Source organism: Ruegeria sp. BHSC037 (genome assembly GCF_059613045.1).
The window spans coordinates 112,858-137,973 of record NZ_JBXWRT010000008.1 but is presented as its reverse complement, the minus strand read 5'-3'; the positions used below and the strand labels follow the sequence as shown (position 1 = coordinate 137,973).

Sequence of the window (25,116 nt, the reverse complement as noted above, 5' to 3'; positions counted from 1 at the left end):
GCTTAGGTTGCCCGCGAAACAACGGGATTTGAAAGCACATGACCGACCTGACCCCGCGCGAAATCGTCAGCGAGCTGGATCGCTTCATCATCGGCCAGAAGGATGCCAAGCGCGCCGTGGCCGTGGCCCTGCGCAACCGCTGGCGGCGCAAGCAGCTGCCCGATGACATCCGCGACGAGGTCTATCCCAAGAACATCCTGATGATAGGCCCCACCGGTGTCGGCAAGACCGAGATCAGCCGCCGCCTGGCCAAGCTGGCTCGGGCGCCCTTCATCAAGGTCGAGGCGACCAAGTTCACCGAAGTCGGCTATGTCGGCCGCGATGTCGAACAGATCATCCGCGACCTGACCGACGCCGCAATCATCCAGACCCGCGAATACATGCGCGACGAGGTCAAAGCCAAGGCGCATCAGGCCGCCGAGGACCGGGTGATCGAAGCCATCGCTGGCGCGGACGCGCGCGAAAGCACCCGCGAGATGTTCCGCAAGAAGCTGAAATCGGGCGAGCTGGACGACACGGTGATCGAGCTTGAGGTGGCCGACCATTCCAACCCCATGCCGATGTTCGACATACCCGGCCAGCCCGGCAGCCAGATGGGCATGATGAATCTGGGCGACATCTTCGGCAAGGCCTTTGGTGGGCGGACGGTCAAGCGCCGGATGACCGTGGCCGAAAGCTATGACATCCTGATCGGGGAAGAGGCCGACAAGCTGCTGGACGACGAAACCGTCACCCGGACCGCGCTTGAAGCGGTCGAGCAGAACGGCATCGTCTTCCTTGACGAAATCGACAAGGTCTGTGCCCGGGCCGATGCGCGCGGCGCCGATGTCAGCCGCGAAGGCGTGCAGCGCGACCTGCTGCCGCTGATCGAGGGCACGACCGTGTCCACCAAGCACGGCCCGGTCAAGACCGACCACATCCTGTTCATCGCGTCGGGCGCGTTTCACATCGCCAAGCCCTCGGACCTGCTGCCCGAACTTCAGGGCCGGCTACCGATCCGGGTCGAGCTGCGCGCGCTGACCGAGGAGGATTTCGTGCGCATCCTGACCGAGACCGACAACGCCCTGACCCGGCAATATGCCGCGCTGATGGGCACCGAGGACGTGAGTGTATCGTTCACCGATGACGGCATCGCGGCGCTGGCCCGGATCGCGGCCGAGGTGAACCGCAGCGTCGAGAATATCGGCGCCCGGCGACTGTACACGGTCATGGAGCGCGTATTCGAAGACCTGTCTTTTGCCGCCCCCGACAAGGCCGGCGCCGAGATCGTGGTGGACGCGCAATTCGTGGATGACAATTTGGGCGAATTGACCAAATCCGCCGATCTCAGCCGTTACGTTCTGTAACAGGTCCCACCGAAGATCGGCGGTCTGTCGCCACCCAAGTCTCTGGACCCTGCCGCTGGTTCCGTTATGCGTAGGCCGTTCCTTTGTTCCGAGGCCCGTTCCGTGCTGCGCATTCTGATCCTTCTTGTCTGGGTCGCCACATTGGGTGCCTGTGTCGACAGGTCCGTTTCGGTAATCCTGCCGCAGGCGCTCGAGGTTGGCACTGCGCAGACCGTCTTTGTCGCGACCACGCGTGCGCGCGAACCGGACGGCAGCTATGGCTATGGGCGGTCCGAGGATCTGAGGTTTCTGGAACTGACCGTGTCGATTCCGCCGAGCCACCGGCCGGGAACGCTTGATTTTTCCTATTCCGACCCTGATCCCGCAAAACAGTTCGTGCTGGCCGGGCTGAAAGAATTTGACGGGCCGCGGGACCTAAAGGCGCGGCTGAATGGCGCGCAGGAGGTCACGATTTTTGTGCACGGCTTCAACGCCACCCAGACCGAAACCGCGTTTCGTGCGGCCCAGCTGGCCCATGACATCGGGCTGCCGGGGCGGACCCTGATCTATTCCTGGCCCAGCCGGGGCAGCGGCACGGGTTATGCCTATGATCTGGACAGCATGCTGTTTGCGCGCAACGGGCTGCAGCAAACGGTGGCAAAGCTTAAATCCATCGGCGTTCCGCGCATACTGATCGTGGCGCATTCGATGGGGGCCGCGCTGACCATGGAGATGATGCGCCAGGCCGAGCTGCGCGAGCCCGGCTGGTCACGGCGCAACCTGGAAGGTGTTCTGCTGATCTCGCCCGACCTGGATGTCGATGTGTTTCGGTCGCAGATGGCCAGCATTCAGGACCCGCCCGATCCGTTCTTGGTGATGGTGTCAAAGAAAGACCGGATTCTAGGCATCTCGGCCCGGCTGCGCGGCACCGCCAAGAGTGAACGGCTGGGCAATATCCGTTCGACCGACCGGATCGCCGAATACCCGATCAGCATCATCGACACGACCGTGTTCAACCGCGATGCCGAATCCTCGCATTTCGTGGCCGCGACCTCGCCGGCGCTGCTGTCGATTCTGGGCGCGCTCCGCCGCGTTAGCCGGACTTTCGGCAAGGACAACGGAGGGATCGACCTGCTGGTTCCTCCGGCGGTTCGAAACGACAACGGCGCGACCGAAGTGGTTCTGACGGAAACCGGGCAGGTCCGGGTCAGTTCTCCGTGACCGGGCGGGGGCTGCGCCATTTTCTGGCCGGGAATGCGCCATGGCTGGGTGCGGGGGTGCTGCTGACCTTTCTGTCCAGTTTCGGGCAGACGTTTTTCATCTCGATCTTCGCGGGCCAGATCCGGGCCGAGTTCGGCCTGAGCCACGGCGCCTGGGGCAGCCTCTATGCGCTGGGTACTCTGGTTTCGGCCGGGGTCATGATCTGGGCCGGAGGGCTGACCGACCGCTACCGCGTGCGCGCGCTGGGGGCTGCGGTGCTGGGAGGCCTGGCCGTGGCGGCGATGGCGATGGCGGTCAACCGCTGGGTGGTCCTGCTGCCGGTTGTGATCTTTTTGTTGCGGCTGTTCGGCCAGGGCATGTGCAGCCACATCGCAATGGTGGCGATGACCCGATGGTTCACCGCCTCGCGCGGGAAGGCGCTGTCGATCGCGACGCTGGGCTTTGCCGTGGGCGAGGCGGTTCTACCGATGCTGTTCGTGGCCGCGATGGCGCTGATTGACTGGCGCTTGCTGTGGGTCGCCTCGGCCGCCGTGACGCTGTTGGGCGTACCCGCCTTGATGCGGATGCTCAGGAACGAACGCACCCCCCAAAGCCTTGCGCAGCAGCATTCGGCCACCGGGATGGCGGGCCGTCACTGGACCCGGTCCGAAACCCTGCGGACCCCGCTGTTCTGGTTCATGGCGCCGGCGCTTCTGGGGCCGTCGGCCTTCATCACCGCCTTTTTCTTTCACCAGGTTCATCTGGCGCAGATCAAGGGTTGGGCGCATCTGCAGCTTGTGGCGCTGTTTCCGATCTATACCGGGGTGTCGATTTTGGCGATGTTCGCCTCGGGCTGGGCGCTGGACAGGTGGGGCACCGCCCGGATGATGCCGTTCTATCAACTGCCGCTGGCGATCGGGTTTGGCCTATTTTCCGTCGTGCACACAATCCCCGGCGCGGTGGTGGCACTGGCGTGTCTGGCGCTGTCGGTTGGGGCCAACAGCACGCTGCCCGCGGCCTTCTGGGCCGAGTTCTACGGCACCCGCCACATCGGCGCGATCAAGGCCATGGCTGCTGCGGTCATGGTGCTGGGATCAGCCATCGGACCGGGCCTGACCGGGGCACTGATCGACAAGGGCGTTTCGTTGACCACCCAGTTTCAATGGATCGCCGGGTTTTTCATGCTGGCCAGCGCGCTGGTTTGGGCCGGGATCCACCGGGCGCAGCGGCTGTTCTAGCGGATCCGGCGCAGGTAGACGTAATAGGCCCCTTCGCCGCCATGGCTGACATGGGCCGGCGCCACCTGCAGCACCGCCTGCGCCAGCGGCGGCAACGCGAGCCATTGAGGCACCTGATTGCGCAGCACCCCGCGCGGAGTCGGAATCGGGCCGGGCTCGTCGCGGTGTTTGCCCTTGCCCGTCACGACCAGAACCAGCCGCTTTCCCGAGGCCTGTGCCGACAGGATGAACCTGATCAGGGCCGGGTGCGCCGTGTCGACCCGCATGCCGTGCAGGTCCAGCTTGCCCTCGGGTTTCAGCTTGCCGCGCTTCATCCGGGCGAAGGCCTTGCTGTCCATCTGCACGGGCGCAGCCCGCAGCCCCTCGGCCACCGAAGGCTTCAGACGATGGTCCGGCGCGGGCGCAGGTCGGTTCTGACCCAGCTGGAACGGCTCGATCCGCGGTTTGGGCGGTTTCTTGGGCGTGGGCTTGGGCAGGGTGGTCGGATGCACCGACTGCGGCAGTTCCGGGTGCAGCCGTTCGGTCTGGCGGGCCACCTTGCGCCACAGTTCGATCTCGTCAGCGGTCAGTTTGCGCCGGGTCATCAGAATTCGTCCGGCAACATGGCATAGGCGCGCTGGATCGGCAGCAGCACCACCATGCGGCCCGGATCCTTCAGCCGTCCGGCCGCCTGGCCCGCGGCGTCCCCCGTGCCGAAAAAGATGTCGGCCCGCTGTGCGCCCTTGATCGCGGCACCGGTGTCCTGCGCAATCATCAGGCGGCGCAGGGGTACGGCCCCGTCTTTCTCGACCCAGACCGGCGCACCCAGCGGCACAAAGGCCGGGTCCACCGCCACACTTCGCATCGCGGTGATCGACCGGTTCATTGCTCCCAGCGGGCCCCGGTCGGGCGCCACTCGCGAAACCTCGCGGAAGAACACGTAGGACGGGTTGTGCATCAGCAGTTCGGCCCCGGCTTCGGGGTTCTTGCGGACCCAGGCGCGGATCATCCGGGCGCTGACCTCATGCGCACCCAGCAGGCCCCGCCGCACCATCTCGACCCCGATCGAGCGATAGGGGTGGCCGTTCGCGCCGCCATACCCCACCCGTAACGCGGTTCCGTCGGGCAGGCGGATCCGGCCTGAGCCCTGGATCTGCAGAAAGAACAGCTCGACCGGGTCATCGACCCAGGCGATCTCGAGTCCGCGGCCCTGCATGACATCGCCTGTCAGCAGCTCTTGCCGGGTCAACCAGGGGCCGTCACCGCGGGCCTCGGGCGGCATCCGGTAGACCGGAAAGCGGAACCGGTCAGTGCGATGGCGCGCGCCATCGAGTTCGGGTTCGAAATAACCGGTGAACAGGGGCGGCTTGCCGTCCTCGATTAGAACCGGGCGGAAGAAAAGTTCGAAGAAGGCCCGCGCGGCCTCGGGCTTGTGGCTGCGCGCGGTGGCGCACAGCGCCCGCCAGTCGGGGTCGTCCAGATCGCCGCAGGTCTCGAGGAATACCGACAGGGCCGCGGCATGATCGTCTTCGGCCCAGCCATGCAGGTCATCGAAGGTCAGGATCGACCGCGTGGTCTCAGCCCCAGAGGCGGGAGCGGCGGCCAGAATCGCCGCCGCAATCAGCGACCGGAGCCGTCCCGTCATGCGTCGGTGGCGACAAGCAGCCAGTTTGGATCGTCCGCGCCCATGACGCGGGCAAATGTCCAGCTGTCCTTCTGGCGCTTGATCGTGTTGGGGTTGCCCTCGACGATGTTGCCGTCGCGGTCGCGCACGACCGAGGTCAGTTCACCGACAAAGCGCACGGTGATCTCGGCCCGGTTGGTGTCCTTGTCAAACTGCGCGTCCACCAGCGCGATCTCGCGCACGCCGATGAACTCGGCCTCGATGGTCAGGCCCTTGTCTTCGCGATCGGCCACGACGGACACGAAGGTTTCAAAAACGTCTTCGGCCAGGAAGGGCTGAATTTCGTCAAGGTTGCCGCGCTCGAATCCCATCACGATCATTTCGTAGGCGCCGCGTGCGCCCTGCAGGAACTCGCTGACCGAGAAGCTGGGTTCGACCCGCTTCATCGCGGCCAGGGTCTGGGCGATTTCGCTGTCTTCGGGGACATGATCGGTGATGTCGCGATCGGGGCCGCCTTCGATCACCTCGAAATCCCGACGCGACTTGCTGGGGGCAGGTTGCTGCGGCACGGGCGGTTTCTCGAAACCTTCCCGCGTGCCCAACACGCTTTTCAGGCGCAGGATCAGGAAGATGGCAATGCCAGCCAGCACCAGAAGCTGGATCAGGGGTGAATTCATTTCGTCCTCTTTTCAGCACCGAGACTTTGTACAAGCGGCCTCTGGTCACTATGTAGGTGACTGTTGATGGCAAGTCCACAGCCCGGCCTATGGGAAAGGATAGCGCAAATGTACCTGTTCTTGGCATTTTTGTTGGTGCCGATCGTCGAAATCGCCCTGTTCATCCAGGTTGGCGGGCTGATCGGCCTGTGGCCAACGCTGGCGATCGTGGTGCTGACGGCGGTTCTGGGCACCGTGATGGTGCGCAACCAGGGCCGGATGGCGCTGGAGAAACTGCAGCGCAGCTTTGCCGAACTGGACGACCCGACCGAGCCGCTGGCCAGCGGGGCGATGATCCTTGTCTCGGGTGTGCTGCTGCTGACGCCGGGGTTCTTCACCGATGCGGTGGGATTTGCGCTGCTGATCCCGGCGGTCAGGGCCGGCGTGTTCCGCTGGCTGAAATCGCGCGTCACAGTCACGCAGTTTCAGATGGGCGGCGCCACGCGGCACGAGGGCCCGTTCGCGCCGGGCGACATCATCGACGGCGAATTCACCGAGGTCCGCCCCCGTTCGAACCCGCCGCGTCCTTCGAAATGGGTAGAAGGCCCCCACCGGCATTGAGGTGCCGCGCCCAACTTGCTAAGCAGTGGCGAATTTCATTTTTGGAGCCGTTCCATGACCGAAGACACCGCCGCAGGCAACACCGAAGCCCCCGCCAACCCGCAAGTCAAAATGCGGGTCCTGGGCCAGTTCATCCGGGACATGTCGTTTGAAAACGTGATGGCGCAGAAAGGCGTTTCGGGCGACGTGCAGCCCGAAATCTCGGTTCAGGTGAACCTGGATGCGAAAAAACGCCCGGTCGAACATCAGTTCGAAGTGTCGATCAAGCTCAAGCTGACCTCGAAGGCCAAGGTCATGGAGGACGTCCTGTTCCTGTGCGAAATCGACTATTGCGGGTTGTTCCACGTGGAGGGCGTGCCGGAGGACCAACTGCACCCGTTCCTGCTGATCGAATGCCCGCGCATGCTGTTCCCGTTCCTGCGCCGGATCGTCAGCGACATCACCCGCGATGGCGGCTTCCCGCCGGTGAACCTGGACAATATCGATTTCGTCGCGCTGTATCGCAACGAGCTGATGCGCCGTCAGGCCGAGCAGGCCAACAAGACCGAAGCCTGATACGGACCCCGCGCCTGACCGGGTCAGGCGCGGGTCCACAGGGCGTTGTCGCCCAGTTTCTTCACGAAAGCTTCATGCGCGGTGCGCTCGTCCGCGGTGATCCGCGGGGGCAGGGGCGTCGGCCGCGGGCCCGGGCGCCAGGTCTCGCCGCCACCGCTGGTTTCCGAGCGGGCTGCGGACAGGCCGAAATCGGGCTGTCGTCCGCCGATCAGCTCAAGATAGACCTCGGCCAGGATTTCCGAGTCGAGCAACGCGCCGTGCAGAACGCGGTTCGAGTTGTCGATGTTGAACCGTCGGCACAGCGCATCCAGCGAGGCGGGCGAGCCGGGAAACCGCTTGCGCGCAATCGCCAGTGTATCCAGCGCCTGATCCATTGGGATCGGGGGCAGGCCTATCCATCCCAGCTCGGCATTGAGGAATTTCATGTCGAAGGCGGCGTTGTGGATCACCAGCCGCGCATCACCCACGAAATCGCGGAAGGCCTGCCCAATCTGGGCAAAAACGGGTTTGTCCTTCAGGGTGATCTGTCCCGGTTCAGGTTTTTGCGGCGGCTCCAGCAGGTCGGGGCCGATACCGTGCACACCGAAGGCCTCGGCCGGCATCGAACGTTCGGGGTTGATATAAACGTGATAGGTCTCGCCCGTGGCAACGTGGTTCCACAGCTCGATGGCGCCGATCTCGACGATCCGGTCGCCGCTTTCGGGATCGAATCCGGTGGTTTCCGTATCCAATACGATTTCACGCATCTGCCAATCCTGCCCTGATCTGCCTGACCACATCCTGCACCTGTGCGCGGGCATGGTCCAGAGTGTCGGTGACGATCACGAAATCCGACCGCGCGCATTTCTCGTCATTCGGCATCTGTTTGGCGCGGATTTGCTCGAACTGCGCCTCGGTCATCGTGCCACGCGCCATGACGCGGTGCTTCTGCTCATCTGGGGAGATTGAAACGCAGGCCACCGCATCCATCTGCGCGTCGCCGCCGGTTTCGAACAGCAGCGGGATGTCAAAGACAAGGATGTCTGACTTGGCCGCCTGGCGAAACATTTCCCGATCCCGGGCAACCAGTGGGTGGACGATGGATTCGATCCGTTTCAATGCGGTCGGATCGGCGCCGATGATCCGTTTCAGGGCGTCGCGGCTGACGGCTTCATCTTCGATCGCGTCGGGAAATGCCGCGCGGATCGGCGCGACCGCCGCGCCGCCTGCCGCATACAGCCGATGCACCGCGGCGTCGGCATCCCACACGGCGCAACCTTCCTGTGCAAACAGGTCGGCGGTGGTGCTTTTGCCCATGCCGATCGATCCGGTCAGACCCAACGCAAAGCTCATGCCAGAACCGCTGCGCGGGTTTCTTCCGTGACTTCGGGGCGGAGGCCGAACCATCGCTCGAACCCCGGCACCGCCTGATGCAGCAACATGCCCAGCCCATCGACGATGCTACAGCCCGCAGCCTCGGCCTGTTCCAGAAGGCGGGTCTTCAGCGGTGCATAGACCAGATCGGTCACCACCGTTCCCGGCTGCAACCCGTCCAGCGGGACGCGCAGTTCGGGTTGGCCCTGCATGCCCAGTGACGTGGTGTTCACCACCAGCTCGGCGTTTTCGATCACGTTTCCGGCCTTGACCCAATCAATCACGGTGATGCGCTGGCCGAATTCCTCTTTCAGGTGATCAGCGCGCGACCGCGTGCGGTTGGTCAGCAGGATCTCGGGCACGCCGGCCTCGGCCAGCGCCTGCAGCACCGCCCGCGCGGCTCCACCTGCGCCGAACACCACAGCCGGGCCATCCTGCGGCACCCAATCCGGCGCACCCGCGCGCAGGTTCTGCATGAACCCGTACCCGTCGGTATTGTCTGCGTGGATCGAGCCATCGGCCCGGAACACCAGCGTATTCGCCGCCCCGATCACCGAGGCACGGTCCGACACATGATCCGCCAGGCGCAACGCGGCCTCTTTGTGCGGAACGGTGACATTGGCCCCGACGAACCCGGCCTTGGGCAAGCTGCGCAGGACCGTTTCAAGATCGGCAGGCGCAACATCCATCGGCACATAATGGCCCGGCAAACCATAGGTCTTCAGCCAATAGCCATGCAGGGCGGGCGATCGGGAATGGGCAATCGGGTGTCCGATGACTCCGGCCAGTGGAATGCGGTTGTCGGTCATTGTTCGATCACCCCTCGGACCGCAAGAAAATTGAGCAGCTCCAGCAGGGGCATACCCAAGACGTTAAAATAGTCGCCGTCAATGCTGCTGAACAGGCGCACGCCTTCTTCTTCCAGCTTGTAGGCTCCGACTGCATGGCGAATGCTGTGCCAGTTGCGCGCGACATAGCCCTTCAGATAGGCATCCGAACTGGCGCGCATCCGCAACCGTACCTGTCCGACATGGCGCCAGACCGGTTCGCCGTCCTGATAGATCACCGCCGCCGACAGCAGCATGTGACGCTTGCCGCGCATCGCCTTCAACTGCGCCAGCGCGTCTTCGGGCGTTTCGGGCTTGGACAGCAGACGTCCATCGAAATCCAGAACCTGGTCACAGCCCAGAACCATCGCGCCGGGCGTCTTGTCACTGATCTTGCGCGCCTTAAGCTCGGCCAGAGCATCAGCGATGTCGCGGGGTGGCGCGGCCTCGGCCAAAAGCGCGCGTTTCGCGGTATCTTCGTCCACGCGGGCGACTTGGACGGAAAACGGCACCCCGGCGTTCCGCAGCAGCTGCGCGCGGATCTCGGACCCCGAGGCAAGTACGATGGGGACAGTCATGTGGAAAACCCCGTGGGCAAGTGGATCATTGGTCTTGAACGGTTTGTATGGTTTTCCGGTTGACACGCAAGCCCGCGATTTCGGCCCGAAACTTCCCTGAGTCGCCCGAAGTCTGTCCGGTCGGGACAAGGATAACTCGGGACCTTGGGATTTCCTGTTTATCAAAAGATGTCCCTTGAGTTATCCCCAGAAAGGTTAGGCGGATTCATTTCAAATCATTGAGTTTGCTTGTGAAAACTTTGTTTCAACAGAATCACGGATAATCGGGATACAGTCATCCACCTGGGGAAAACCGGCAGACAAAACAATAATCCACGGATTTTGCCCACCCTACAAAACCATCATCCTTTCTCTTTTCTATTTTTTTTATTAGGGAGGGCCCGACCAGTGCCGGGAAACCCGATGACCGATCTTCTCTTCACGCTGTACCCTTGGGTGAAATCGCTGCACATCATGGCGGTGATTTCGTGGATGGCGGGTTTGTTCTATCTGCCGCGCCTGTTCGTCTATCACGTCGAAAAGGCGCAGACCGTCGACGGCGCGCCCGAGATCTTCTTTGAAATGGAAGAAAAGCTGCTGCGCGTGATCATGCGGCCGGCGATGATCGTGGCCTGGGTCTGCGGCCTCATTATGGTGTTCACTCCCGGCATCGTCGGGTGGGACTGGTCCTGGCCCTGGGTCAAGGGCGCGGCGGTGATCGGTATGACCTGGTTCCATCACTGGCTGATGGCTCGGCGAAAGGATTTCGTCGAGGGCCGCAATACGCTCACAGGGCGCCAGTACCGCATGATGAACGAGGTTCCGACCGTTTTGATGGTCATCATCGTTCTGGCGGTCATTCTGAAGTTCTGACGGCCATTCCCGCACGGGTTTGACTCGGGTGGCAGCTGGCCTTATGTAAGAGGTAACCCATCCGACCGGATGGCGCATCTTCCTGTTTGAAATTCAATGCTGTGCCGCACCCTTGCGGCCAAGGTCCGTATAATCATGACAACCGAATCCCTGAATCTGTCCGATCTGAAGGCGAAAAGCCCCAAAGACCTTCTGGCCATGGCCGAAGAGCTCGAGATCGAAAACGCCTCGACCATGCGCAAGGGCGAGATGATGTTCCAAATCCTGCGCGAACGCGCGGACGAGGGTTGGACCGTGGGCGGTGACGGCGTGCTTGAGGTGCTGCAGGACGGCTTCGGCTTTCTGCGCTCGCCCGAGGCGAACTATCTGCCCGGCCCGGACGACATCTATGTCTCGCCTGACATGATCCGCCAGCATTCGCTGCGCACTGGTGACACGGTTGAGGGCGAGATAAAGGCTCCGGACGAGAATGAGCGCTATTTCGCGCTGACGAAGGTGACCAAGATCAACTTCGAAGACCCGGAAAAGGCCAAGCACAAGATCCTGTTCGACAACCTGACGCCGCTCTATCCGGATGAGCGGTTGAAGATGGAGATCGAAGATCCGACCATCAAGGACAAATCCGCCCGTGTGATCGACTTGGTCGCGCCGATCGGCAAGGGCCAGCGGTCGCTGATCGTGGCGCCGCCGCGGACCGGTAAGACGGTGATCCTGCAGAACATCGCGCACTCGATCGAAAAGAACCACCCGGAATGCTACCTGATCGTCCTGTTGATCGACGAACGCCCGGAAGAGGTGACCGACATGCAGCGCTCGGTGAAGGGCGAGGTGGTGTCGTCGACCTTTGACGAACCCGCATCGCGCCACGTCGCCGTGTCGGAAATGGTGATCGAAAAAGCCAAGCGTCTGGTCGAACATAAGCGAGATGTTGTTATTCTTCTCGATTCGATCACAAGACTTGGTAGGGCCTTCAACACCGTGGTGCCGTCCTCGGGCAAGGTTCTGACTGGTGGTGTGGATGCGAACGCGTTGCAAAGGCCCAAGCGGTTCTTCGGCGCGGCGCGCAACATCGAAGAAGGCGGATCGCTGACCATCATCGCCACCGCGCTGATCGACACCGGCAGCCGCATGGACGAAGTCATCTTCGAAGAATTCAAGGGCACCGGTAACTCGGAAATCGTTCTGGACCGCAAGATCGCCGACAAACGCGTGTTCCCGGCAATCGACATCCTGAAATCCGGCACCCGGAAAGAGGATTTGCTGGTCGACAAGGCGGATCTGCAGAAGACCTTCGTTCTGCGTCGGATCCTCAACCCGATGGGCACCACCGACGCGATCGAGTTCCTGCTGTCCAAGCTGAAACAGACCAAGACCAATGCCGAGTTCTTCGACTCGATGAATACCTGATACGGTCTTGTCACCGACTCGGGGCCTTTGAATGGATACGATATTCGCCTTGGCCAGCGCGCAGGGCAAAGCAGGTGTGGCGGTCATCCGTCTGTCCGGGCCGTTGGCGCATCGGGCCGCGGCGGATCTGTCGGGCGGTGACTTGCCGGCGCGCGGAATGCGGGTGCGCGAGTTTCGTGCGCCTGACGGCTCGCGCCTGGACGATGGCCTGGTGCTGACCTTTCAAGAGCCGGCCAGTTTCACCGGCGAAGACGTGGCCGAACTTCAGATCCACGGTAGTACGGCCGCGGTCAACGCCGTGTTGCGCACACTGGCCGACATGGATGGGTTGCGGATGGCCGAGCCCGGCGAGTTCACCCGGCGTGCGCTCGAAAACGGCAAACTGGATCTGGCCCAGGTGGAGGGCCTGGCCGATTTGATCGATGCGGAAACCGAGGCGCAGCGCAAACAGGCCCAGACAATCCTGGCCGGAGAGTTGGGGAACCTGGCTGAAAGGTGGCGGCGTGACCTGATCCGGGCGGCCTCGCTGCTTGAGGCGGTGATCGATTTTGCCGACGAGGAGGTTCCCACAGATGTGACGCCCGAGGTGCGGCAGTTGATTGCCGGGGTGATGGTGGATCTGGACCGCGAGTCGCGTGGGGTGAGAATTGCCGAGCGCATTCGGACCGGTTTCGAGGTGGCGATCGTGGGGCCGCCGAATGCCGGTAAATCAACGCTCTTGAATGCCTTGGCCGGACGCGATGCGGCGATCACCTCGGAATATGCCGGCACCACGCGCGACGTGATCGAGGTTCGGATGGATCTGGCCGGCTTGCCGGTGACTTTGCTGGACACGGCCGGCTTGCGAGAAACCCGGGATCATGTCGAAAGTCTGGGCATTGCTTTGGCGCGGGACAGGGCGGACAAGGCCGATCTGCGGGTTTTTCTGACCGAAGATCCCGATCAGCTGGGAATCGCTTTTCAGCCCGGAGATATCCACGTTCTGCCGAAATCCGATCTGCGCGGCGAATCCGAGTCCGGTGTTTCAGGCAAGACCGGGCAGGGCGTCGATCGGTTGATAGACCAGATATCGCGTGTTTTGCGCGAACGAACCGCAACATCTGGAATCGCGACAAGAGAACGCCATCGAAGCGCCATGCAGCGCGCTTCTGCGGCTTTGACCGAATCGTTGAAGGTTCTGGAATCGGGTCCCGACCTATATGATATTGCAGCGGAAGAATTGCGCACTGCCATCCGCGCGCTGGAGTCCCTTGTGGGCCGGGTCGATGTCGAAAACCTGCTGGACGAGATTTTCGCCAGCTTCTGTCTTGGGAAATAGGGAGTGTTTCACGTGAAACATTCACAGTTTGATGTCGTGGTAATCGGGGCCGGCCACGCCGGTGCCGAGGCCGCTCATGCCGCCGCGAGAATGGGCGCGAATACAGCGCTGGTCACGCTGTCCGAGACGGATATCGGTGTAATGTCGTGCAACCCGGCCATTGGAGGGTTGGGCAAGGGTCATCTGGTCCGCGAGATCGATGCCTTGGACGGAGTCATGGGCCGCGTCGCGGACCGGGCCGGCATCCAGTTTCGCCTGCTCAACCGCCGCAAGGGGCCTGCCGTTCAGGGGCCACGCGCTCAGGCAGACCGGGCATTGTATCGGGCGGCCATGCAGACGGAAACACGGAAGCGCCAAAACCTGATCGTCGTGACCGGCGAAGTCGTTGATTTCCGGATGGATGGACCGCGTGTAGCCGGGGTTGTTCTGGGCGATGGTTCGGAGATTCCGGCGAAAGCTGTGATCCTGACGTCTGGCACGTTCCTTCGGGGGATGATTCATATCGGCGATGTCCAGCGCCCTGGCGGACGCATGGGCGACCGGCCCTCGGTCAGGTTGGCCGAACGTCTTGACAGCTATGACCTTCCGATGGGCCGTTTGAAGACCGGAACCCCGCCGCGCCTGGATGGGCGTACAATTGACTGGAGCGGGCTGGAGCACCAAGAAGGGGATCCCGACCCAACCTTGTTTTCCTTCTTGTCGAAGGCGGTAGAAGCGCCGCAGATCGCGTGCGGGATCACCCATACTAACAGCCGCACCCATGACATCATCGAGAAAAACCTGAAGCGCTCGGCCATGTATGGTGGTCATATCGAAGGCGTTGGCCCGCGCTACTGCCCGTCGATCGAGGACAAAATCGTGCGTTTTGCGGAAAAGGACTCGCATCAGATTTTTCTCGAGCCCGAAGGCGTCAACGACCACACGATCTACCCCAATGGGATTTCGACGTCGCTTCCTCAGGATGTACAGGTTGAATACGTCCGGACGATCAAAGGATTGGAAAGCGCCGAGATCCTTCAGCCCGGCTATGCGATCGAATATGACTATATCGACCCGCGCGTATTGACGGCATCTTTGTCGCTGCCGGATATCCCAGGCCTATATCTTGCGGGTCAGATCAATGGTACCACAGGATATGAGGAGGCGGCGGCGCAAGGACTGGTTGCCGGTCTGAATGCCGCGTTGGCCGTCAAAGGGCGAGAGCCGGTCCATTTCACCCGTTCCAACAGTTATATCGGCGTGATGATTGATGATTTGACCACCCGCGGTGTTGCAGAGCCCTATCGGATGTTCACGTCCCGGGCCGAGTTCCGCCTGTCACTGCGCGCGGACAACGCCGATCAACGGTTAACACCTGTTGGTCTGGAGATCGGGTGCGTGAGCGAGACGCGCCGGGCGGCATTTGAAGATAAGATGGAAAAACTGGACACGGTAAAGCAGAAGCTTTCCGGCCAAACTTTCACACCAAAGCAAATTCAATCCGTGGGAATTGACGTCAACCAAGATGGAAATCGGCGTGACGGTATGGCGATCCTTGCTTTCCCATCGGTATGTTTCGAAGACCTGATGCCTTTGGTCGATGGGCTGGAGGATGTTGAACCTGATATCAGGCGGCAGATTGAGCGTGACGCGCTGTATGCGAACTACATCGCGCGTCAGCAGAAGGATGTTGAAGCATTGAAGCGGGATGAAGCCTATGAAATCCCAATGGATTTCGACTACTTCGCGCTAGAAGGGCTATCTTCTGAGATGAAACAGAAGCTGTCTCATGCGCGTCCAGCCAACATTGCGCAGGCCAGTCGGATCGAAGGTGTGACGCCCGCTGCTTTGACCTTGGTTCTCGCAAAGCTCCGCCGGGATCAAAAAGCGCGGCACGCATGACCTCCAGTTTCATACCGACGCCGGACAGCTTGAGTGTTTCACGTGAAACATTCGATCGGCTGCGCCTATATGTCGATCTGTTGAAAAAATGGAATCCCAGAATTAACTTGGTGTCTCGCAGCACACTGGCCGAGTCATGGTCGCGTCACATTCTGGATTCGGTTCAAGTCTTTCGTCAGGTGGACAAATTTGACCACTGGGTGGACCTTGGAAGCGGCGGGGGCTTTCCAGGCCTCGTTTGCGCTGTCATGGCCATTGAGACTCAGCCCCAGGCACGGTTTACCCTTGTCGAAAGCGATCAACGAAAATCGGCCTTTCTGCGGACGGTCATACGCGAGACAGGTGCAAACTGTTCGGTCATCATCAGGCGAATCGAATTGGCGGACCCGCTGAATGCCGACGTCCTGTCGGCCCGAGCCTTGGCCGATCTGACGACGCTTTTGTCTTTTTGTGACAGGCATTTGCAAAAAAACGGCGTTGCACTGTTCCCGAAAGGTGCCATCTGGAAAAAAGAGCTGGAGGATGCGCAGCGGGAATGGAAATTCGACGCCGAGCCGATTAAAAGTTTGACTGAAGCTCAGGCTGTCATCCTCAAGATCAAAGGAGTCTCACGTGGTTGATCTGTCGCGCCCGGCCGGACCTCGGATTATCGCCGTGGCCAACCAAAAAGGCGGGGTGGGAAAGACGACGACGGCAATCAATCTGGCAGCCGGCTTGGCCGAAGCGGGCTGCAAGGTGCTCGTGGTCGATTTGGACCCGCAAGGCAACGCGTCCACGGGCTTGGGGGTCGAGGACCGGGATTGGACGACCTATGACCTGATTCTCGATGAGGCGCCGCTGGAAGCGGTTGTGCAGGAAACCGAGCTGGAAAACCTGTACATCATTCCGGCGACTGTCGATCTGAGCTCGGCTGATATCGAACTGATTTCGAATGAAAAACGCAGCTATCTTCTGCACGATGCTCTGCGCCAGCCAGCAATTGATGCTTTTGGGCTGGATTTCATCCTGATCGACTGCCCGCCGTCGCTGAACCTTCTGACGGTTAACGCGATGGTCGCGGCGCATTCTGTTCTGGTCCCATTGCAGAGCGAGTTCTTTGCGCTGGAAGGTCTGTCGCAACTTATGCTGACGATCCGCGAGGTTCGTCAGACCGCGAATCCCGATCTCAGAATCGAAGGTGTTGTGTTGACCATGTATGACAACCGCAACAACTTGTCCCGGCAAGTCGAAAAGGACGCGCGTGACAATCTGGGCGAGATGGTATTTAAAACCAAGATACCCAGAAACGTAAGGGTCAGCGAGGCACCGTCTTTTGCGATGCCGGTGTTGCAGTATGACTCGGGGTCTTTGGGCGCCATGGCCTATCGACACCTGGCGCGCGAGATCATGCAGAAGAACAAGAAAATGGCTGTCTGAACGGCTGTCAGGAGGGCGAAGTGAGCGCCAAAAAGGCAAAACCCAGGGGGCTGGGGCGCGGGTTGTCCGCTTTGATGGCGGATGTCACGCAGGATCCGCAGGGGCAGGTATCTGCCGCGCCGCGTCGACCGGACATGAAAGTTCCGATCGAAAAGCTGCGGGCCAACCCCAACCAGCCGCGCCGCACCTTTTCGCAAGAGCAGTTGGACGAGCTGGCCGCCTCGGTCAAGGAAAAGGGCATCATCCAGCCCCTGATCGTGCGTCCCGTCGAGGGCGGCCAATACGAGATCGTCGCCGGTGAACGCCGGTGGCGCGCCGCGCAGATGGCGCAACTGCATGACATTCCTGTTATCGTGCGTGAGTTCGACGACACCGAGGTGCTGGAAGTCGCCATCATCGAAAACATCCAGCGCGCTGATCTGAATGCCGTGGAAGAGGCCGCAGGCTACAAACAGTTGATGGATCGGTTTGGACACACGCAAGAGAAACTGGCCGAAGCCCTGGGAAAGAGCCGCAGCCACATTGCCAACCTGTTGCGACTGCTGTCACTGCCCGGAGACGTTCAAGCCCTTGTCGTTGAAGGAAAATTGTCGGCCGGACATGCCCGCGCGCTGATTACGTCGGAAAACCCGTCCGAGTTGGCGAAGACCGTGGTCAAAGAGGGGTTGTCGGTTCGGGCGACCGAAGCCCTAGTCAAAAAGCAACAGCAGAGCAACACGGACAAGCCCGCGCCGCGCTCCCGCAACTTGAATGCGGGCAAGGATGCCGACACGCGGGCGCTGGAAAAGGACCTGTCCGCTATCCTGGCGATGAAGGTGGTCATCAACCACAAGCCGGGAACCGAGACGGGGCAGGTCGTGCTGACCTATGAAAACCTGGACCAGCTGGATGATCTCTGTGCCAAGCTCAGCCGCTAGGGCGTGACCAGATAAAGATCATGACCGCGCCCAGGGTCACGGCCTGAATGATCAGGACATGGACCGGAACCGAAACCAGAACGGACAGGCCAAAGACGGCGGCGACCGACAGGGTTGCCGCCTTTTTTGCCGCCGGCCGGATCGCACCCGAGCTCTGCCAGTCGACGATCAGCGGGCCGAAGGTGCGATGCGTCAGCAGCCAGGTGTGCAACCGGCTTGAGGACCGCGCGAAGAAAAACGCCGCCAGCAGCAGGAACGGAACCGTGGGCACCAAGGGAAGGACGACCCCGACCATCGCAAGCGCGACGCAGAGCAATCCCAATGTGGCCCACAGATAGTGCATCTCTACTCCAGCAATTCTCGGATCACCGCATTCAGAACGGCGCGGCCGTCCGCGGTGGCAGCCAGACGGTTTTCCTGTTGGGTGATCATTCCGATTTCCTGCAGATAGTCCAGTTTGGTCTGCGGCAAAGAGCGCCCGGCTAAACGGCTAAAACGGTCCATATCTAGACCTTCCGTCAATCGAAGACACATCATGAGGTATTCGTTCGCTTGTTCTTCAGCGGTCAGTGGGGTCCGCAGCTTCTCGCCATTTCCCTGCTCGGCGGCATTCAGCCACGCGGTCGGTGCCAGATGCGTTTCGGTTGCGATCCGTTGGCCGTTCACCGTGATCCGCCCATGGGCGCCCGGTCCGATGCCGACATAATCGCCATAGCGCCAATAGATCAGGTTGTGCCGCGACTCGGCCCCGGGGGCGGCGTGGTTCGACACCTCGTAGGCGGGCATGCCGTGGGCCTCGCAGATCTCTTGCGTGGTCAGATACATGTCGGCGGCGTTATCGTCCTCGGGCAGGCCACGCAGCTTGCCGACCGAATAGCGGTCGCCGAATGCGGTGCCTGCCTCGATGGTCAGCTGGTACAGCGACAAATGGTCGATCGCCATCGACAGCGCCTCGGTCAGCTCGGCGCGCCAGGCTTCAAGCGTCTGGTACTGGCGGGCATAGATCAGGTCAAAGCTGACCCGGTCGAAACAGGTGCGGGCGATGTCGAAGGCGGCACGTGCCTCGGCCACGCTGTGGATGCGGCCCAGCCGCCTCAGATCTTCGTCATTCATCGCCTGAATGCCCATCGAGATCCGGTTCACACCGGCATCGCGATAGGCGGCGAACCGTCCGGCCTCGACCGAGCCGGGATTGGCCTCGAGCGTGATTTCCATGTCATTGGCGGGCCGCCAAAGGCTGCGGGCGTTGTTGATCACGGCGGCGACGGTTTCGGGCGCCATCAGCGACGGGGTGCCACCGCCAAAGAAGATGGTATTCAGAACCCGGTCGGGGGTTTCGGCCGCAGATCGCTTCAGTTCGGACAGGTATGCGTCAAGCCATTGTTTTTGATCGATATTTCTGGAAACATGGCTGTTGAAATCGCAATAGGGGCACTTGGCCTCGCAAAAGGGCCAGTGCACGTACAGGCCAAAGCCCCCGTTGCGCCAATCATCCGCCAAAGCAGCCTTTCACGAACAGCTCGACCGCGCGGGCGCGGTGGCTGATCTTGTTCTTTTCCCACCGATCCATCTCGGCAAAGGTCTGGTCATATCCTTCAGGAACGAACATCGGGTCATAGCCGAACCCGTCCTTGCCGCGGATCGGCCAGACCAGATGACCGGGTGCTACGCCCTCGAACACCTCGTCATGGCCGTCGGGCCAGGCCAGAACCAGCGTACAGCGGAATTGGGCGGTGCGTGGATGCGGTGCGTTTCGCGCCTCAAGCTCGTTATGGGCGCGGGTCATGGCCATCAGGAAATCGCGGCCATTTCCGGTTTCGGCCCAGTCGGCCGTGTACACGCCCGGCGCGCCGTCCAGCGCATCGATGGTGATACCGGAATCGTCGGACAGGGCGGGCAAGCCGGTGGCCCGGGCGGCGGCGTGGGCCTTGATGCGCGCGTTGCCGACGAACGTGTCCTCGGTTTCTTCGGGTTCGGGAAGGTTCATCTCAGCCGCGCCCACGACCGTCACGCCAAAGGGCTCGAGCAGATGGGCCATCTCCTCGAGCTTGCCTTTGTTGTGCGTGGCCACCAGCAGCCGATCGCCTTCAAACCGGCGGGTCATGCGGTGGCAGCCCGTTGCGCGGCCACCAGCTCGGACACGCCTTTTTCGGCCAATTCCATCAGATGGTCCATCTGCGTGCGGCTGAAGACGGAACCTTCGGCGCTCATCTGCACCTCGATCAGCTTGCCGGAGCCGGTCATGATGAAGTTGCCGTCGACGCCAGCCTCGCTGTCCTCTGGATAATCCAGATCCAGAACCGGCTGGCCGGCATAGATTCCGCAGGATACGGCCGCCACCGGATCGACCAGCGGGTCCGTGATCACGTCGCCGGCCTTCATCAGCTTATTGACCGCCAGCCGCAGCGCGACCCAACCGCCGGTGATCGAGGCGCAGCGGGTCCCACCATCGGCCTGCAGCACGTCACAGTCGACGGTGATCTGGCGTTCGCCCAGGGCGACGCGATCCACCCCGGCGCGCAGGGCACGGCCGATCAGGCGCTGGATCTCGACGGTCCGGCCACCCTGTTTGCCGCTGGCGGCCTCGCGCCGCATCCGGGTGTTGGTCGCGCGGGGCAGCATACCGTATTCGGCGGTGACCCAGCCCAAGCCCGACCCCTTGATGAAGGGCGGCACGCGATCTTCGATCGTGGCGGTGCACAAAACATGGGTGTCGCCGATCTTGATCAGGCAGGAACCTTCGGCATGTTTGGTAAACCCGGTCTCGATTGAAACCGGGCGCATTTCGCTTAAATCTCGTCCAGAGGGTCGCATGAGATATCCTTTGTCTGCTGGCTTGGGGATACCGCCCGGCGCGGCAGCGATGCAACCCCGATTGACCTTTCTGTTGGCAGCTATTTAATGACCATCCAGCAAAAGGATCGCCGATGAGTGAAGCGAGCAAAATTCTGGACGAGATGAACGACCGGTCGCGCGAGGTGTTCCGGCTGATCGTCGAGAACTATCTCGAAAGCGGCGAGCCGGTCGGAAGCCGGACGTTGACCCGGTCGCTGAGCGAGAAGGTCAGCGCCGCGACTGTGCGCAACGTGATGCAGGATCTGGAATTTCTGGGCCTGTTGGACAGCCCCCATGTCAGCGCCGGGCGGGTGCCGACCCAGATGGGGCTGCGCATGTTCGTGGACGGGCTGCTGGAAGTCAGCGACCTGGGCGAGGAAGACCGGCAGAAGCTGGACGAAACCTTGGGCAGCAACGCAGGCGATGTCAGCGGCATGCTCGACCGGGTCGGCGCGGCGCTGTCGAACGTGACGCGCGGAGCGTCTTTGGTTCTGACGCCCAAGCACGAGGCCGAGATCAAGCATATCGAATTCGTGTCCTTGGGCCATGACCGGGCGCTTGTGGTTCTGGTGTTCTCGGACGGGCACGTGGAAAACCGTCTGTTCACGCCGCCACCTGGGCAGACGCCCAGCTCGATGCGCGAGGCGGCCAATTTCCTCAACGCCCTGATCGAGGGCCGCACGCTGTCCGATGTGCGCCGCATGATCCAGACCGAGATTGCCGCGCGCCGCCAGGAGATCGACGTGCTGGCGCGTGAGTTGGTCGAAAGCGGCCTTGCGGCCTGGGAGGGCGACGAGACGGACTCAGCGCGGCTGATCGTGCGCGGGCGGGCGAATCTGCTGGGCGATACCGGTCAGGAGGAAGAGCTGGAGCGGATTCGGGTCCTATTCGACGATCTTGAGCGCAAGCGCGATATCGCCGAATTCCTGGAATTGACCGAAGAAGGTGAAGGCGTGCGCATTTTTATAGGTTCCGAGAACAAACTTTTCTCACTTTCGGGTTCCTCTTTGGTGGTGTCTCCTTATATGAACGCTGATCGAAAGATAATCGGCGCCGTTGGCGTGATCGGGCCGACCCGTCTGAACTATGGGCGGATCGTGCCGATCGTGGACTATACGGCGCAGCTGGTCGGCAAGCTGATTTCCGACCGGAGCTAGAGGATAAAAGATGGCAGAGCCGAAGAACGAAGAATTTCTGGACGACATTGCAACTGCCGAGGCGGAAGAACTGGCCGAGGAATTGGCCGAGATCAGCGAGGAAGCGCTGGAACTGGATGCCCTGAAGGCCGAGCGCGACGAGCTGCGCGACAAGTTCATGCGCGCCTTGGCGGATGCGGAAAACGCACGCAAGCGCGGCGACAAGGCCCGCCGCGAGGCGGAACAGTATGGCGGGTCCAAGCTGGCGCGTGACATGCTGCCGGTCTATGACAGCATGAAGCGCGCGCTCGAGGCCGCGAGCGACGAGCAGCGCGAAGTTGCCGCCGGTCTGATCGAAGGCGTCGAGCTGACGATGCGCATGCTCAAGGACGTGTTCAAGAAACACGGGATCGAGGTGATCGCGCCCGAGGTTGGCGACAAGTTCGATCCGAACGTGCACGAAGCCATGTTCGAGGCCCCGGTGCCGGGCACCAAGGCGGGCGAGATCATCCAGGTTTCAGCCGAAGGATTCATGTTGCATGACCGCCTGCTGCGTCCGGCGCAGGTTGGCGTGTCTTCCACGCCGGCGAGCTGAAACGAGCCCTAGGGCGCATGCCTTCGGCGAGAGTATTTGGGAAAAGATGAAGGGGCGGTCAGGATCTGGCCGCCTCTTTCAGTTTGTAGATCAGGTCCAGCGCCTCGCGGGGGGTTAGGTCGTCCGGCAGGATCTGGTCCAGAATATCGGTGACCGGTGAGGCCTTCGCAGCCGGTGGCGGCGGGGGCGGTGCGGCGGAAAACAGCGGCAGATCGTCGATCAGGGCTTTTTGTCTTTCCCCCTCCCGTTCGCTCTTTTCCAATTGCTCAAGCACAACGCGCGCGCGCTCGACGACCGAGGCGGGAAGGCCGGCCAGCTGCGCCACCTGCACGCCATAGGAGCGGTCGGCCGCGCCCTTGTGAACCTCGTGCAGGAAGATCACTTCGCCCTCCCACTCCTTGACCGCGACGGTGGCATTTTCGACGCCTTCCAGCTTGCCGGCCAGTGCGGTCAGCTCGTGGTAATGGGTGGCGAACAGCGCGCGGCAGCGGTTGGCGGCGTGCAGATGTTCCAGCGTGGCCCAGGCGATGGACAGGCCGTCATAGGTGGCGGTGCCGCGACCGATCTCGTCGAGGATCACCAGCGCCCGGTCATCGGCCTGATTTAGGATGGCCGCGGTTTCCACCATCTCGACCATGAAGGTCGATCGCCCCCGCGCCAGATCGTCGGAGGCGCCCACGCGGCTGAACAGCTGGCTGACCAGCCCGATATGCGCGCGCTCGGCCGGAACGAAACTGCCCATTTGTGCCAGCAGGGCAATCAGCGCATTCTGGCGCAGGAAGGTCGACTTACCGGCCATGTTGGGGCCGGTCAGCAGCCAGATGGCCGCGCCGTCCTCGGCGCTGAGGTCGCAGTCATTGGCGATGAAGGCATCACCGGATTGCTGGCGCAGCGCGTGCTCCACCACCGGGTGGCGGCCCGCGACGATATCAAAGGCGCGCGAGCCGTCCACCTGTGGGCGGCACCAGTTCTCGCCCCGCGCCAGATCGGCCAGCGCGGTGGTCAGGTCCAGCTCGGCCAGCCCCTTCGCGGCCTGGTTGATGCGGGCCGCCTGCGCCAGAATCTCGTCAGAAAGCCTTTGATAGAGCCGCTTTTCGATCTCCAATGCCAAATTGCCGGCGTTCAGGATGCGGGTTTCGATCTCGCTGAGCTCAACCGTAGTAAAGCGTACCTGATTGGCAGTGGTCTGCCGGTGGATATAGGTCTCGCTGAAGGGTGGGTTCAGCATCTTTTCGGCATGGGTGGCCGTGGTTTCGATGAAATAGCCCAGCACGTTGTTGTGCTTGATCTTCAGCGAGGCGATGCCGGTGTGTTCGGCGTATTTCTGTTGAAACCCGGCAATGACCGAGCGCCCCTCGTCGCGCAGGGTGCGGGCTTCGTCCAGTTCGGCGTCGAAACCCGGCGCGATGAAGCCGCCATCGCGCGCCAGCAACGGCGGGTCGGCGACCAACGCCTGATTCAGCAGGTCGAGCAGGTTGTCGAAGCCCACGAGGTTCTGAACCGCGGTTGCCAGCAGCACCGGCAGGTCCTGACCGGCGCAGATCTCGGCAATCGCCTGCGCCTGGGTCAGCCCATTGCGGATCGCGGCCAGATCGCGTGGGCCGCCGCGCTCCAGCGACAGGCGCGACAGGGCGCGGTCCAGATCGGGCGTCTTGCGCAAGGCTTCGCGCAGATCGGCGGCGATCAGGCTGTCCTGGGCGGCAAAATCGACCGCATCCAGCCGCGCGTGGATCACGTCCAGATTGCGCGAGGGGCTGGACAGGCGTTGTTCCAACAGGCGCGCGCCGCCCGGGGTCACCGTGCGATCCACCACCGACAGCAGCGATCCGGCCCGTCCGCCCGATAAGGACCGTGTCAGTTCAAGGTTCCGGCGGGTGGCCGCGTCGATCTGCACGACGCGATCCTCGGATTCCTTCATCGGCGTCTGCAGAAGCGGCAGTTTGCCCTTCTGCGTGATTTCCAAATAGTCGATCAGCGCGCCCATAGCCGAGATCTCGGCCCGGCCAAAGCTGCCGAACGCGTCCAGCGTGCCCACGTGAAACAACCGACAGATGCGTTTTTCTGCCGCAGTGCTGTCGAAACTGGCCCGCCCGACGGGGGTCAGCGCGATGCCAAGATCTTCGACCGTGTCGCGCAGATTAACCTCGGCGCCATCGGCCACGATCAGCTCGGACGGGGCCAGCCGGGCCAGCTCGGGGCTCAGCCGGACCGAGGTCAGCGGCATCACGTGAAACGCCCCGGTCGAGATGTCGGCCCAGGCCAGCGCGGCCTCGTCACGCACCTCGGCATAGGCGGCCAGAAAGTTGTGGCGGCGGGCCTCCAGCAGGGCGTCCTCGGTCAGGGTGCCGGGGGTGACAAGGCGCACCACATCGCGCTTTACCACCGATTTAGAGCCTCTTTTCTTGGCCTCGGCCGGGCTTTCCATCTGTTCGCACACGGCGACGCGAAAGCCCTTGCGGATCAGCGTCAGCAGATAGCCCTCGGCCGAATGCACCGGCACGCCGCACATCGGGATGTCTTCGCCATTGTGCTTGCCGCGCTTGGTCAGGGCGATGTCCAGCGCCTCGGCGGCGTTCACGGCATCCTCGAAGAACATCTCGTAGAAATCGCCCATGCGATAGAACAGCAGGGCGTCTTTGTGGGCCTCTTTGATTTCCAGGTATTGCGCCATCATCGGCGTGACGTTGGACAAGGCTGCTCCCCTCTGGCGTATTCCGGCGCGACCTTACAAATCCACCAACCGCGACGAAAGGTGAAATCGCATAGTCGTTGAGGCGCGCCCCCGCCTGCGGTATGAGGCGAA

26 protein-coding genes are annotated in these 25,116 nt (G+C 62.1%); 14 read left to right on the top strand and 12 right to left on the bottom strand.

Annotation, left to right across the window (positions count from 1 at the left end):
* The first annotated feature begins 38 nt into the window (after nt 1-38).
* The 3 genes from hslU (at nt 39) to AC2FMN_RS10060 (ending at nt 3,763) form a co-directional block, all read left to right on the top strand.
* Entirely contained in the window at nt 39-1,346 is a 1,308-nt protein-coding gene (gene hslU / locus AC2FMN_RS10070) for an ATP-dependent protease ATPase subunit HslU (protein WP_496683655.1), read from the top strand.
* Between the two features lie 102 nt (nt 1,347-1,448).
* Nucleotides 1,449-2,546: an alpha/beta hydrolase gene (locus AC2FMN_RS10065; protein ID WP_496687883.1), complete on the top strand. Its 1,098-nt coding sequence runs from the start codon at nt 1,449-1,451 to the stop codon at nt 2,544-2,546.
* On the top strand, nt 2,543-3,763 hold the full coding sequence (locus AC2FMN_RS10060; RefSeq protein WP_496687880.1) for an MFS transporter: 1,221 nt from the start codon (nt 2,543-2,545) through the stop codon (nt 3,761-3,763). The genes AC2FMN_RS10065 and AC2FMN_RS10060 overlap by 4 nt, the downstream gene beginning before the upstream one ends.
* Here AC2FMN_RS10060 and AC2FMN_RS10055 read toward each other — a convergent pair.
* The 3 genes from AC2FMN_RS10055 to AC2FMN_RS10045 are packed head-to-tail and all read right to left on the bottom strand — an operon-like array spanning nt 3,760 to nt 6,043.
* Nucleotides 3,760-4,347: a Smr/MutS family protein gene (locus AC2FMN_RS10055; RefSeq protein WP_496683663.1), complete on the bottom strand. Its 588-nt coding sequence runs from the start codon at nt 4,345-4,347 to the stop codon at nt 3,760-3,762. The genes AC2FMN_RS10060 and AC2FMN_RS10055 overlap by 4 nt on opposite strands.
* On the bottom strand, nt 4,347-5,387 hold the full coding sequence (gene mltA, locus AC2FMN_RS10050; protein ID WP_496687877.1) for a murein transglycosylase A: 1,041 nt from the start codon (nt 5,385-5,387) through the stop codon (nt 4,347-4,349). Before mltA ends, AC2FMN_RS10055 begins: the two co-directional genes overlap by 1 nt.
* The gene (locus AC2FMN_RS10045) at nt 5,384-6,043 is read right to left on the bottom strand and encodes a Tim44/TimA family putative adaptor protein (protein ID WP_496687874.1); all 660 of its coding nucleotides are present in this window, start codon (nt 6,041-6,043) and stop codon (nt 5,384-5,386) included. Before AC2FMN_RS10045 ends, mltA begins: the two co-directional genes overlap by 4 nt.
* A gap of 108 nt (nt 6,044-6,151) precedes the next feature.
* Between AC2FMN_RS10045 and AC2FMN_RS10040 the strand changes: the two genes are divergently transcribed.
* Together AC2FMN_RS10040 and secB are read left to right on the top strand one after the other, a co-directional pair.
* Nucleotides 6,152-6,643: an FxsA family protein gene (locus AC2FMN_RS10040; RefSeq protein WP_496681654.1), complete on the top strand. Its 492-nt coding sequence runs from the start codon at nt 6,152-6,154 to the stop codon at nt 6,641-6,643.
* Nucleotides 6,644-6,697: 54 nt separating this feature from the next.
* Nucleotides 6,698-7,198 (top strand): protein-export chaperone SecB, encoded by a 501-nt coding sequence (gene secB / locus AC2FMN_RS10035; RefSeq protein WP_496687871.1) that lies wholly within the window; start codon nt 6,698-6,700, stop codon nt 7,196-7,198.
* Nucleotides 7,199-7,221: 23 nt separating this feature from the next.
* On the opposite strand, the gene dnaQ is transcribed toward secB, so the two are convergent.
* Genes dnaQ through AC2FMN_RS10015 form a run of 4 tightly spaced genes read right to left on the bottom strand, consistent with a single transcriptional unit; the run spans nt 7,222 to nt 9,956 of the window.
* Entirely contained in the window at nt 7,222-7,944 is a 723-nt protein-coding gene (gene dnaQ, locus AC2FMN_RS10030; protein ID WP_496687869.1) for a DNA polymerase III subunit epsilon, read from the bottom strand.
* On the bottom strand, nt 7,937-8,530 hold the full coding sequence (gene coaE, locus AC2FMN_RS10025; protein WP_496681641.1) for a dephospho-CoA kinase: 594 nt from the start codon (nt 8,528-8,530) through the stop codon (nt 7,937-7,939). The genes dnaQ and coaE overlap by 8 nt, the downstream gene beginning before the upstream one ends.
* Nucleotides 8,527-9,360, bottom strand: a complete 834-nt coding sequence (locus AC2FMN_RS10020) for a shikimate dehydrogenase (protein WP_496681639.1) — start codon at nt 9,358-9,360, stop codon at nt 8,527-8,529. Before AC2FMN_RS10020 ends, coaE begins: the two co-directional genes overlap by 4 nt.
* Nucleotides 9,357-9,956, bottom strand: a complete 600-nt coding sequence (locus AC2FMN_RS10015; protein ID WP_496687867.1) for a Maf family protein — start codon at nt 9,954-9,956, stop codon at nt 9,357-9,359. The genes AC2FMN_RS10020 and AC2FMN_RS10015 overlap by 4 nt, the downstream gene beginning before the upstream one ends.
* Before the next feature lie 402 nt (nt 9,957-10,358).
* Here AC2FMN_RS10015 and AC2FMN_RS10010 point away from each other — a divergent pair, with 402 nt between their 5' ends.
* The 7 genes from AC2FMN_RS10010 to AC2FMN_RS09980 all read left to right on the top strand — a co-directional run bounded on the left by AC2FMN_RS10010 (nt 10,359) and on the right by AC2FMN_RS09980 (nt 17,747).
* Nucleotides 10,359-10,808 (top strand): CopD family protein, encoded by a 450-nt coding sequence (locus tag AC2FMN_RS10010; RefSeq protein WP_170340679.1) that lies wholly within the window; start codon nt 10,359-10,361, stop codon nt 10,806-10,808.
* A 135-nt stretch (nt 10,809-10,943) separates the two neighbouring features.
* Nucleotides 10,944-12,215: a transcription termination factor Rho gene (gene rho / locus AC2FMN_RS10005; RefSeq protein WP_496681633.1), complete on the top strand. Its 1,272-nt coding sequence runs from the start codon at nt 10,944-10,946 to the stop codon at nt 12,213-12,215.
* A 31-nt stretch (nt 12,216-12,246) separates the two neighbouring features.
* Entirely contained in the window at nt 12,247-13,533 is a 1,287-nt protein-coding gene (gene mnmE, locus AC2FMN_RS10000; RefSeq protein ID WP_496687865.1) for a tRNA uridine-5-carboxymethylaminomethyl(34) synthesis GTPase MnmE, read from the top strand.
* Between the two features lie 12 nt (nt 13,534-13,545).
* A complete protein-coding gene (gene mnmG / locus AC2FMN_RS09995; RefSeq protein WP_496687863.1) occupies nt 13,546-15,414 on the top strand; it encodes a tRNA uridine-5-carboxymethylaminomethyl(34) synthesis enzyme MnmG in 1,869 nt (622 codons plus the stop codon).
* On the top strand, nt 15,411-16,034 hold the full coding sequence (gene rsmG / locus AC2FMN_RS09990) for a 16S rRNA (guanine(527)-N(7))-methyltransferase RsmG (RefSeq protein WP_496687861.1): 624 nt from the start codon (nt 15,411-15,413) through the stop codon (nt 16,032-16,034). The genes mnmG and rsmG overlap by 4 nt, the downstream gene beginning before the upstream one ends.
* Complete coding sequence (locus AC2FMN_RS09985; RefSeq protein WP_490360036.1) at nt 16,027-16,830, top strand: ParA family protein; 804 nt, start codon at nt 16,027-16,029, stop codon at nt 16,828-16,830. Before rsmG ends, AC2FMN_RS09985 begins: the two co-directional genes overlap by 8 nt.
* 20 nt (nt 16,831-16,850) lie before the next feature.
* Nucleotides 16,851-17,747 carry a ParB/RepB/Spo0J family partition protein gene (locus AC2FMN_RS09980; RefSeq protein ID WP_496687859.1) on the top strand — a complete coding sequence of 299 codons (897 nt, stop codon included), beginning with the start codon at nt 16,851-16,853 and terminating at the stop codon, nt 17,745-17,747.
* Here the strand turns inward: AC2FMN_RS09980 and AC2FMN_RS09975 are convergent.
* From AC2FMN_RS09975 to rph, 4 genes are read right to left on the bottom strand one after another with little or no spacing between them, the layout of a single operon-like run.
* On the bottom strand, nt 17,737-18,090 hold the full coding sequence (locus AC2FMN_RS09975; RefSeq protein WP_496681622.1) for a YbaN family protein: 354 nt from the start codon (nt 18,088-18,090) through the stop codon (nt 17,737-17,739). The two genes, AC2FMN_RS09980 and AC2FMN_RS09975, sit on opposite strands and share 11 nt — an antisense overlap.
* A gap of 2 nt (nt 18,091-18,092) precedes the next feature.
* Entirely contained in the window at nt 18,093-19,247 is a 1,155-nt protein-coding gene (gene hemW / locus AC2FMN_RS09970) for a radical SAM family heme chaperone HemW (RefSeq protein WP_496687856.1), read from the bottom strand.
* Nucleotides 19,237-19,851: an RdgB/HAM1 family non-canonical purine NTP pyrophosphatase gene (gene rdgB / locus AC2FMN_RS09965; protein WP_496681617.1), complete on the bottom strand. Its 615-nt coding sequence runs from the start codon at nt 19,849-19,851 to the stop codon at nt 19,237-19,239. Before rdgB ends, hemW begins: the two co-directional genes overlap by 11 nt.
* Nucleotides 19,848-20,561, bottom strand: a complete 714-nt coding sequence (gene rph / locus AC2FMN_RS09960) for a ribonuclease PH (RefSeq protein WP_496681615.1) — start codon at nt 20,559-20,561, stop codon at nt 19,848-19,850. The genes rdgB and rph overlap by 4 nt, the downstream gene beginning before the upstream one ends.
* Nucleotides 20,562-20,674: 113 nt before the next feature.
* Between rph and hrcA the strand changes: the two genes are divergently transcribed.
* On the top strand, nt 20,675-21,739 hold the full coding sequence (hrcA, locus tag AC2FMN_RS09955) for a heat-inducible transcriptional repressor HrcA (protein WP_496681612.1): 1,065 nt from the start codon (nt 20,675-20,677) through the stop codon (nt 21,737-21,739).
* A gap of 10 nt (nt 21,740-21,749) precedes the next feature.
* On the top strand, nt 21,750-22,313 hold the full coding sequence (locus AC2FMN_RS09950) for a nucleotide exchange factor GrpE (protein ID WP_496681609.1): 564 nt from the start codon (nt 21,750-21,752) through the stop codon (nt 22,311-22,313).
* A 58-nt stretch (nt 22,314-22,371) separates the two neighbouring features.
* Here the strand turns inward: AC2FMN_RS09950 and mutS are convergent, their stop codons facing one another.
* Nucleotides 22,372-24,987, bottom strand: a complete 2,616-nt coding sequence (gene mutS, locus AC2FMN_RS09945; protein WP_496687943.1) for a DNA mismatch repair protein MutS — start codon at nt 24,985-24,987, stop codon at nt 22,372-22,374.
* Nucleotides 24,988-25,116: the final 129 nt, after the last annotated feature.

Bases quoted from the DNA above. Each gene is read 5' to 3' on its own strand.
- hslU (WP_496683655.1), top strand. From the start codon at position 39: ATGACCGACCTGACCCCGCGCGAAATCGTCAGCGAGCTGGATCGCTTC.
- AC2FMN_RS10055 (WP_496683663.1), bottom strand. From the start codon at position 4,347: ATGACCCGGCGCAAACTGACCGCTGACGAGATCGAACTGTGGCGCAAG.
- mltA (WP_496687877.1), bottom strand. From the start codon at position 5,387: ATGACGGGACGGCTCCGGTCGCTGATTGCGGCGGCGATTCTGGCCGCC.
- AC2FMN_RS10045 (WP_496687874.1), bottom strand. From the start codon at position 6,043: ATGAATTCACCCCTGATCCAGCTTCTGGTGCTGGCTGGCATTGCCATC.
- AC2FMN_RS10040 (WP_496681654.1), top strand. From the start codon at position 6,152: ATGTACCTGTTCTTGGCATTTTTGTTGGTGCCGATCGTCGAAATCGCC.
- secB (WP_496687871.1), top strand. From the start codon at position 6,698: ATGACCGAAGACACCGCCGCAGGCAACACCGAAGCCCCCGCCAACCCG.
- dnaQ (WP_496687869.1), bottom strand. From the start codon at position 7,944: ATGCGTGAAATCGTATTGGATACGGAAACCACCGGATTCGATCCCGAA.
- coaE (WP_496681641.1), bottom strand. From the start codon at position 8,530: ATGAGCTTTGCGTTGGGTCTGACCGGATCGATCGGCATGGGCAAAAGC.
- AC2FMN_RS10020 (WP_496681639.1), bottom strand. From the start codon at position 9,360: ATGACCGACAACCGCATTCCACTGGCCGGAGTCATCGGACACCCGATT.
- AC2FMN_RS10015 (WP_496687867.1), bottom strand. From the start codon at position 9,956: ATGACTGTCCCCATCGTACTTGCCTCGGGGTCCGAGATCCGCGCGCAG.
- AC2FMN_RS10010 (WP_170340679.1), top strand. From the start codon at position 10,359: ATGACCGATCTTCTCTTCACGCTGTACCCTTGGGTGAAATCGCTGCAC.
- rho (WP_496681633.1), top strand. From the start codon at position 10,944: ATGACAACCGAATCCCTGAATCTGTCCGATCTGAAGGCGAAAAGCCCC.
- mnmE (WP_496687865.1), top strand. From the start codon at position 12,247: ATGGATACGATATTCGCCTTGGCCAGCGCGCAGGGCAAAGCAGGTGTG.
- rsmG (WP_496687861.1), top strand. From the start codon at position 15,411: ATGACCTCCAGTTTCATACCGACGCCGGACAGCTTGAGTGTTTCACGT.
- AC2FMN_RS09975 (WP_496681622.1), bottom strand. From the start codon at position 18,090: ATGCACTATCTGTGGGCCACATTGGGATTGCTCTGCGTCGCGCTTGCG.
- rdgB (WP_496681617.1), bottom strand. From the start codon at position 19,851: ATGACCCGCCGGTTTGAAGGCGATCGGCTGCTGGTGGCCACGCACAAC.
- rph (WP_496681615.1), bottom strand. From the start codon at position 20,561: ATGCGACCCTCTGGACGAGATTTAAGCGAAATGCGCCCGGTTTCAATC.
- hrcA (WP_496681612.1), top strand. From the start codon at position 20,675: ATGAGTGAAGCGAGCAAAATTCTGGACGAGATGAACGACCGGTCGCGC.
- AC2FMN_RS09950 (WP_496681609.1), top strand. From the start codon at position 21,750: ATGGCAGAGCCGAAGAACGAAGAATTTCTGGACGACATTGCAACTGCC.
- mutS (WP_496687943.1), bottom strand. From the start codon at position 24,987: ATGATGGCGCAATACCTGGAAATCAAAGAGGCCCACAAAGACGCCCTG.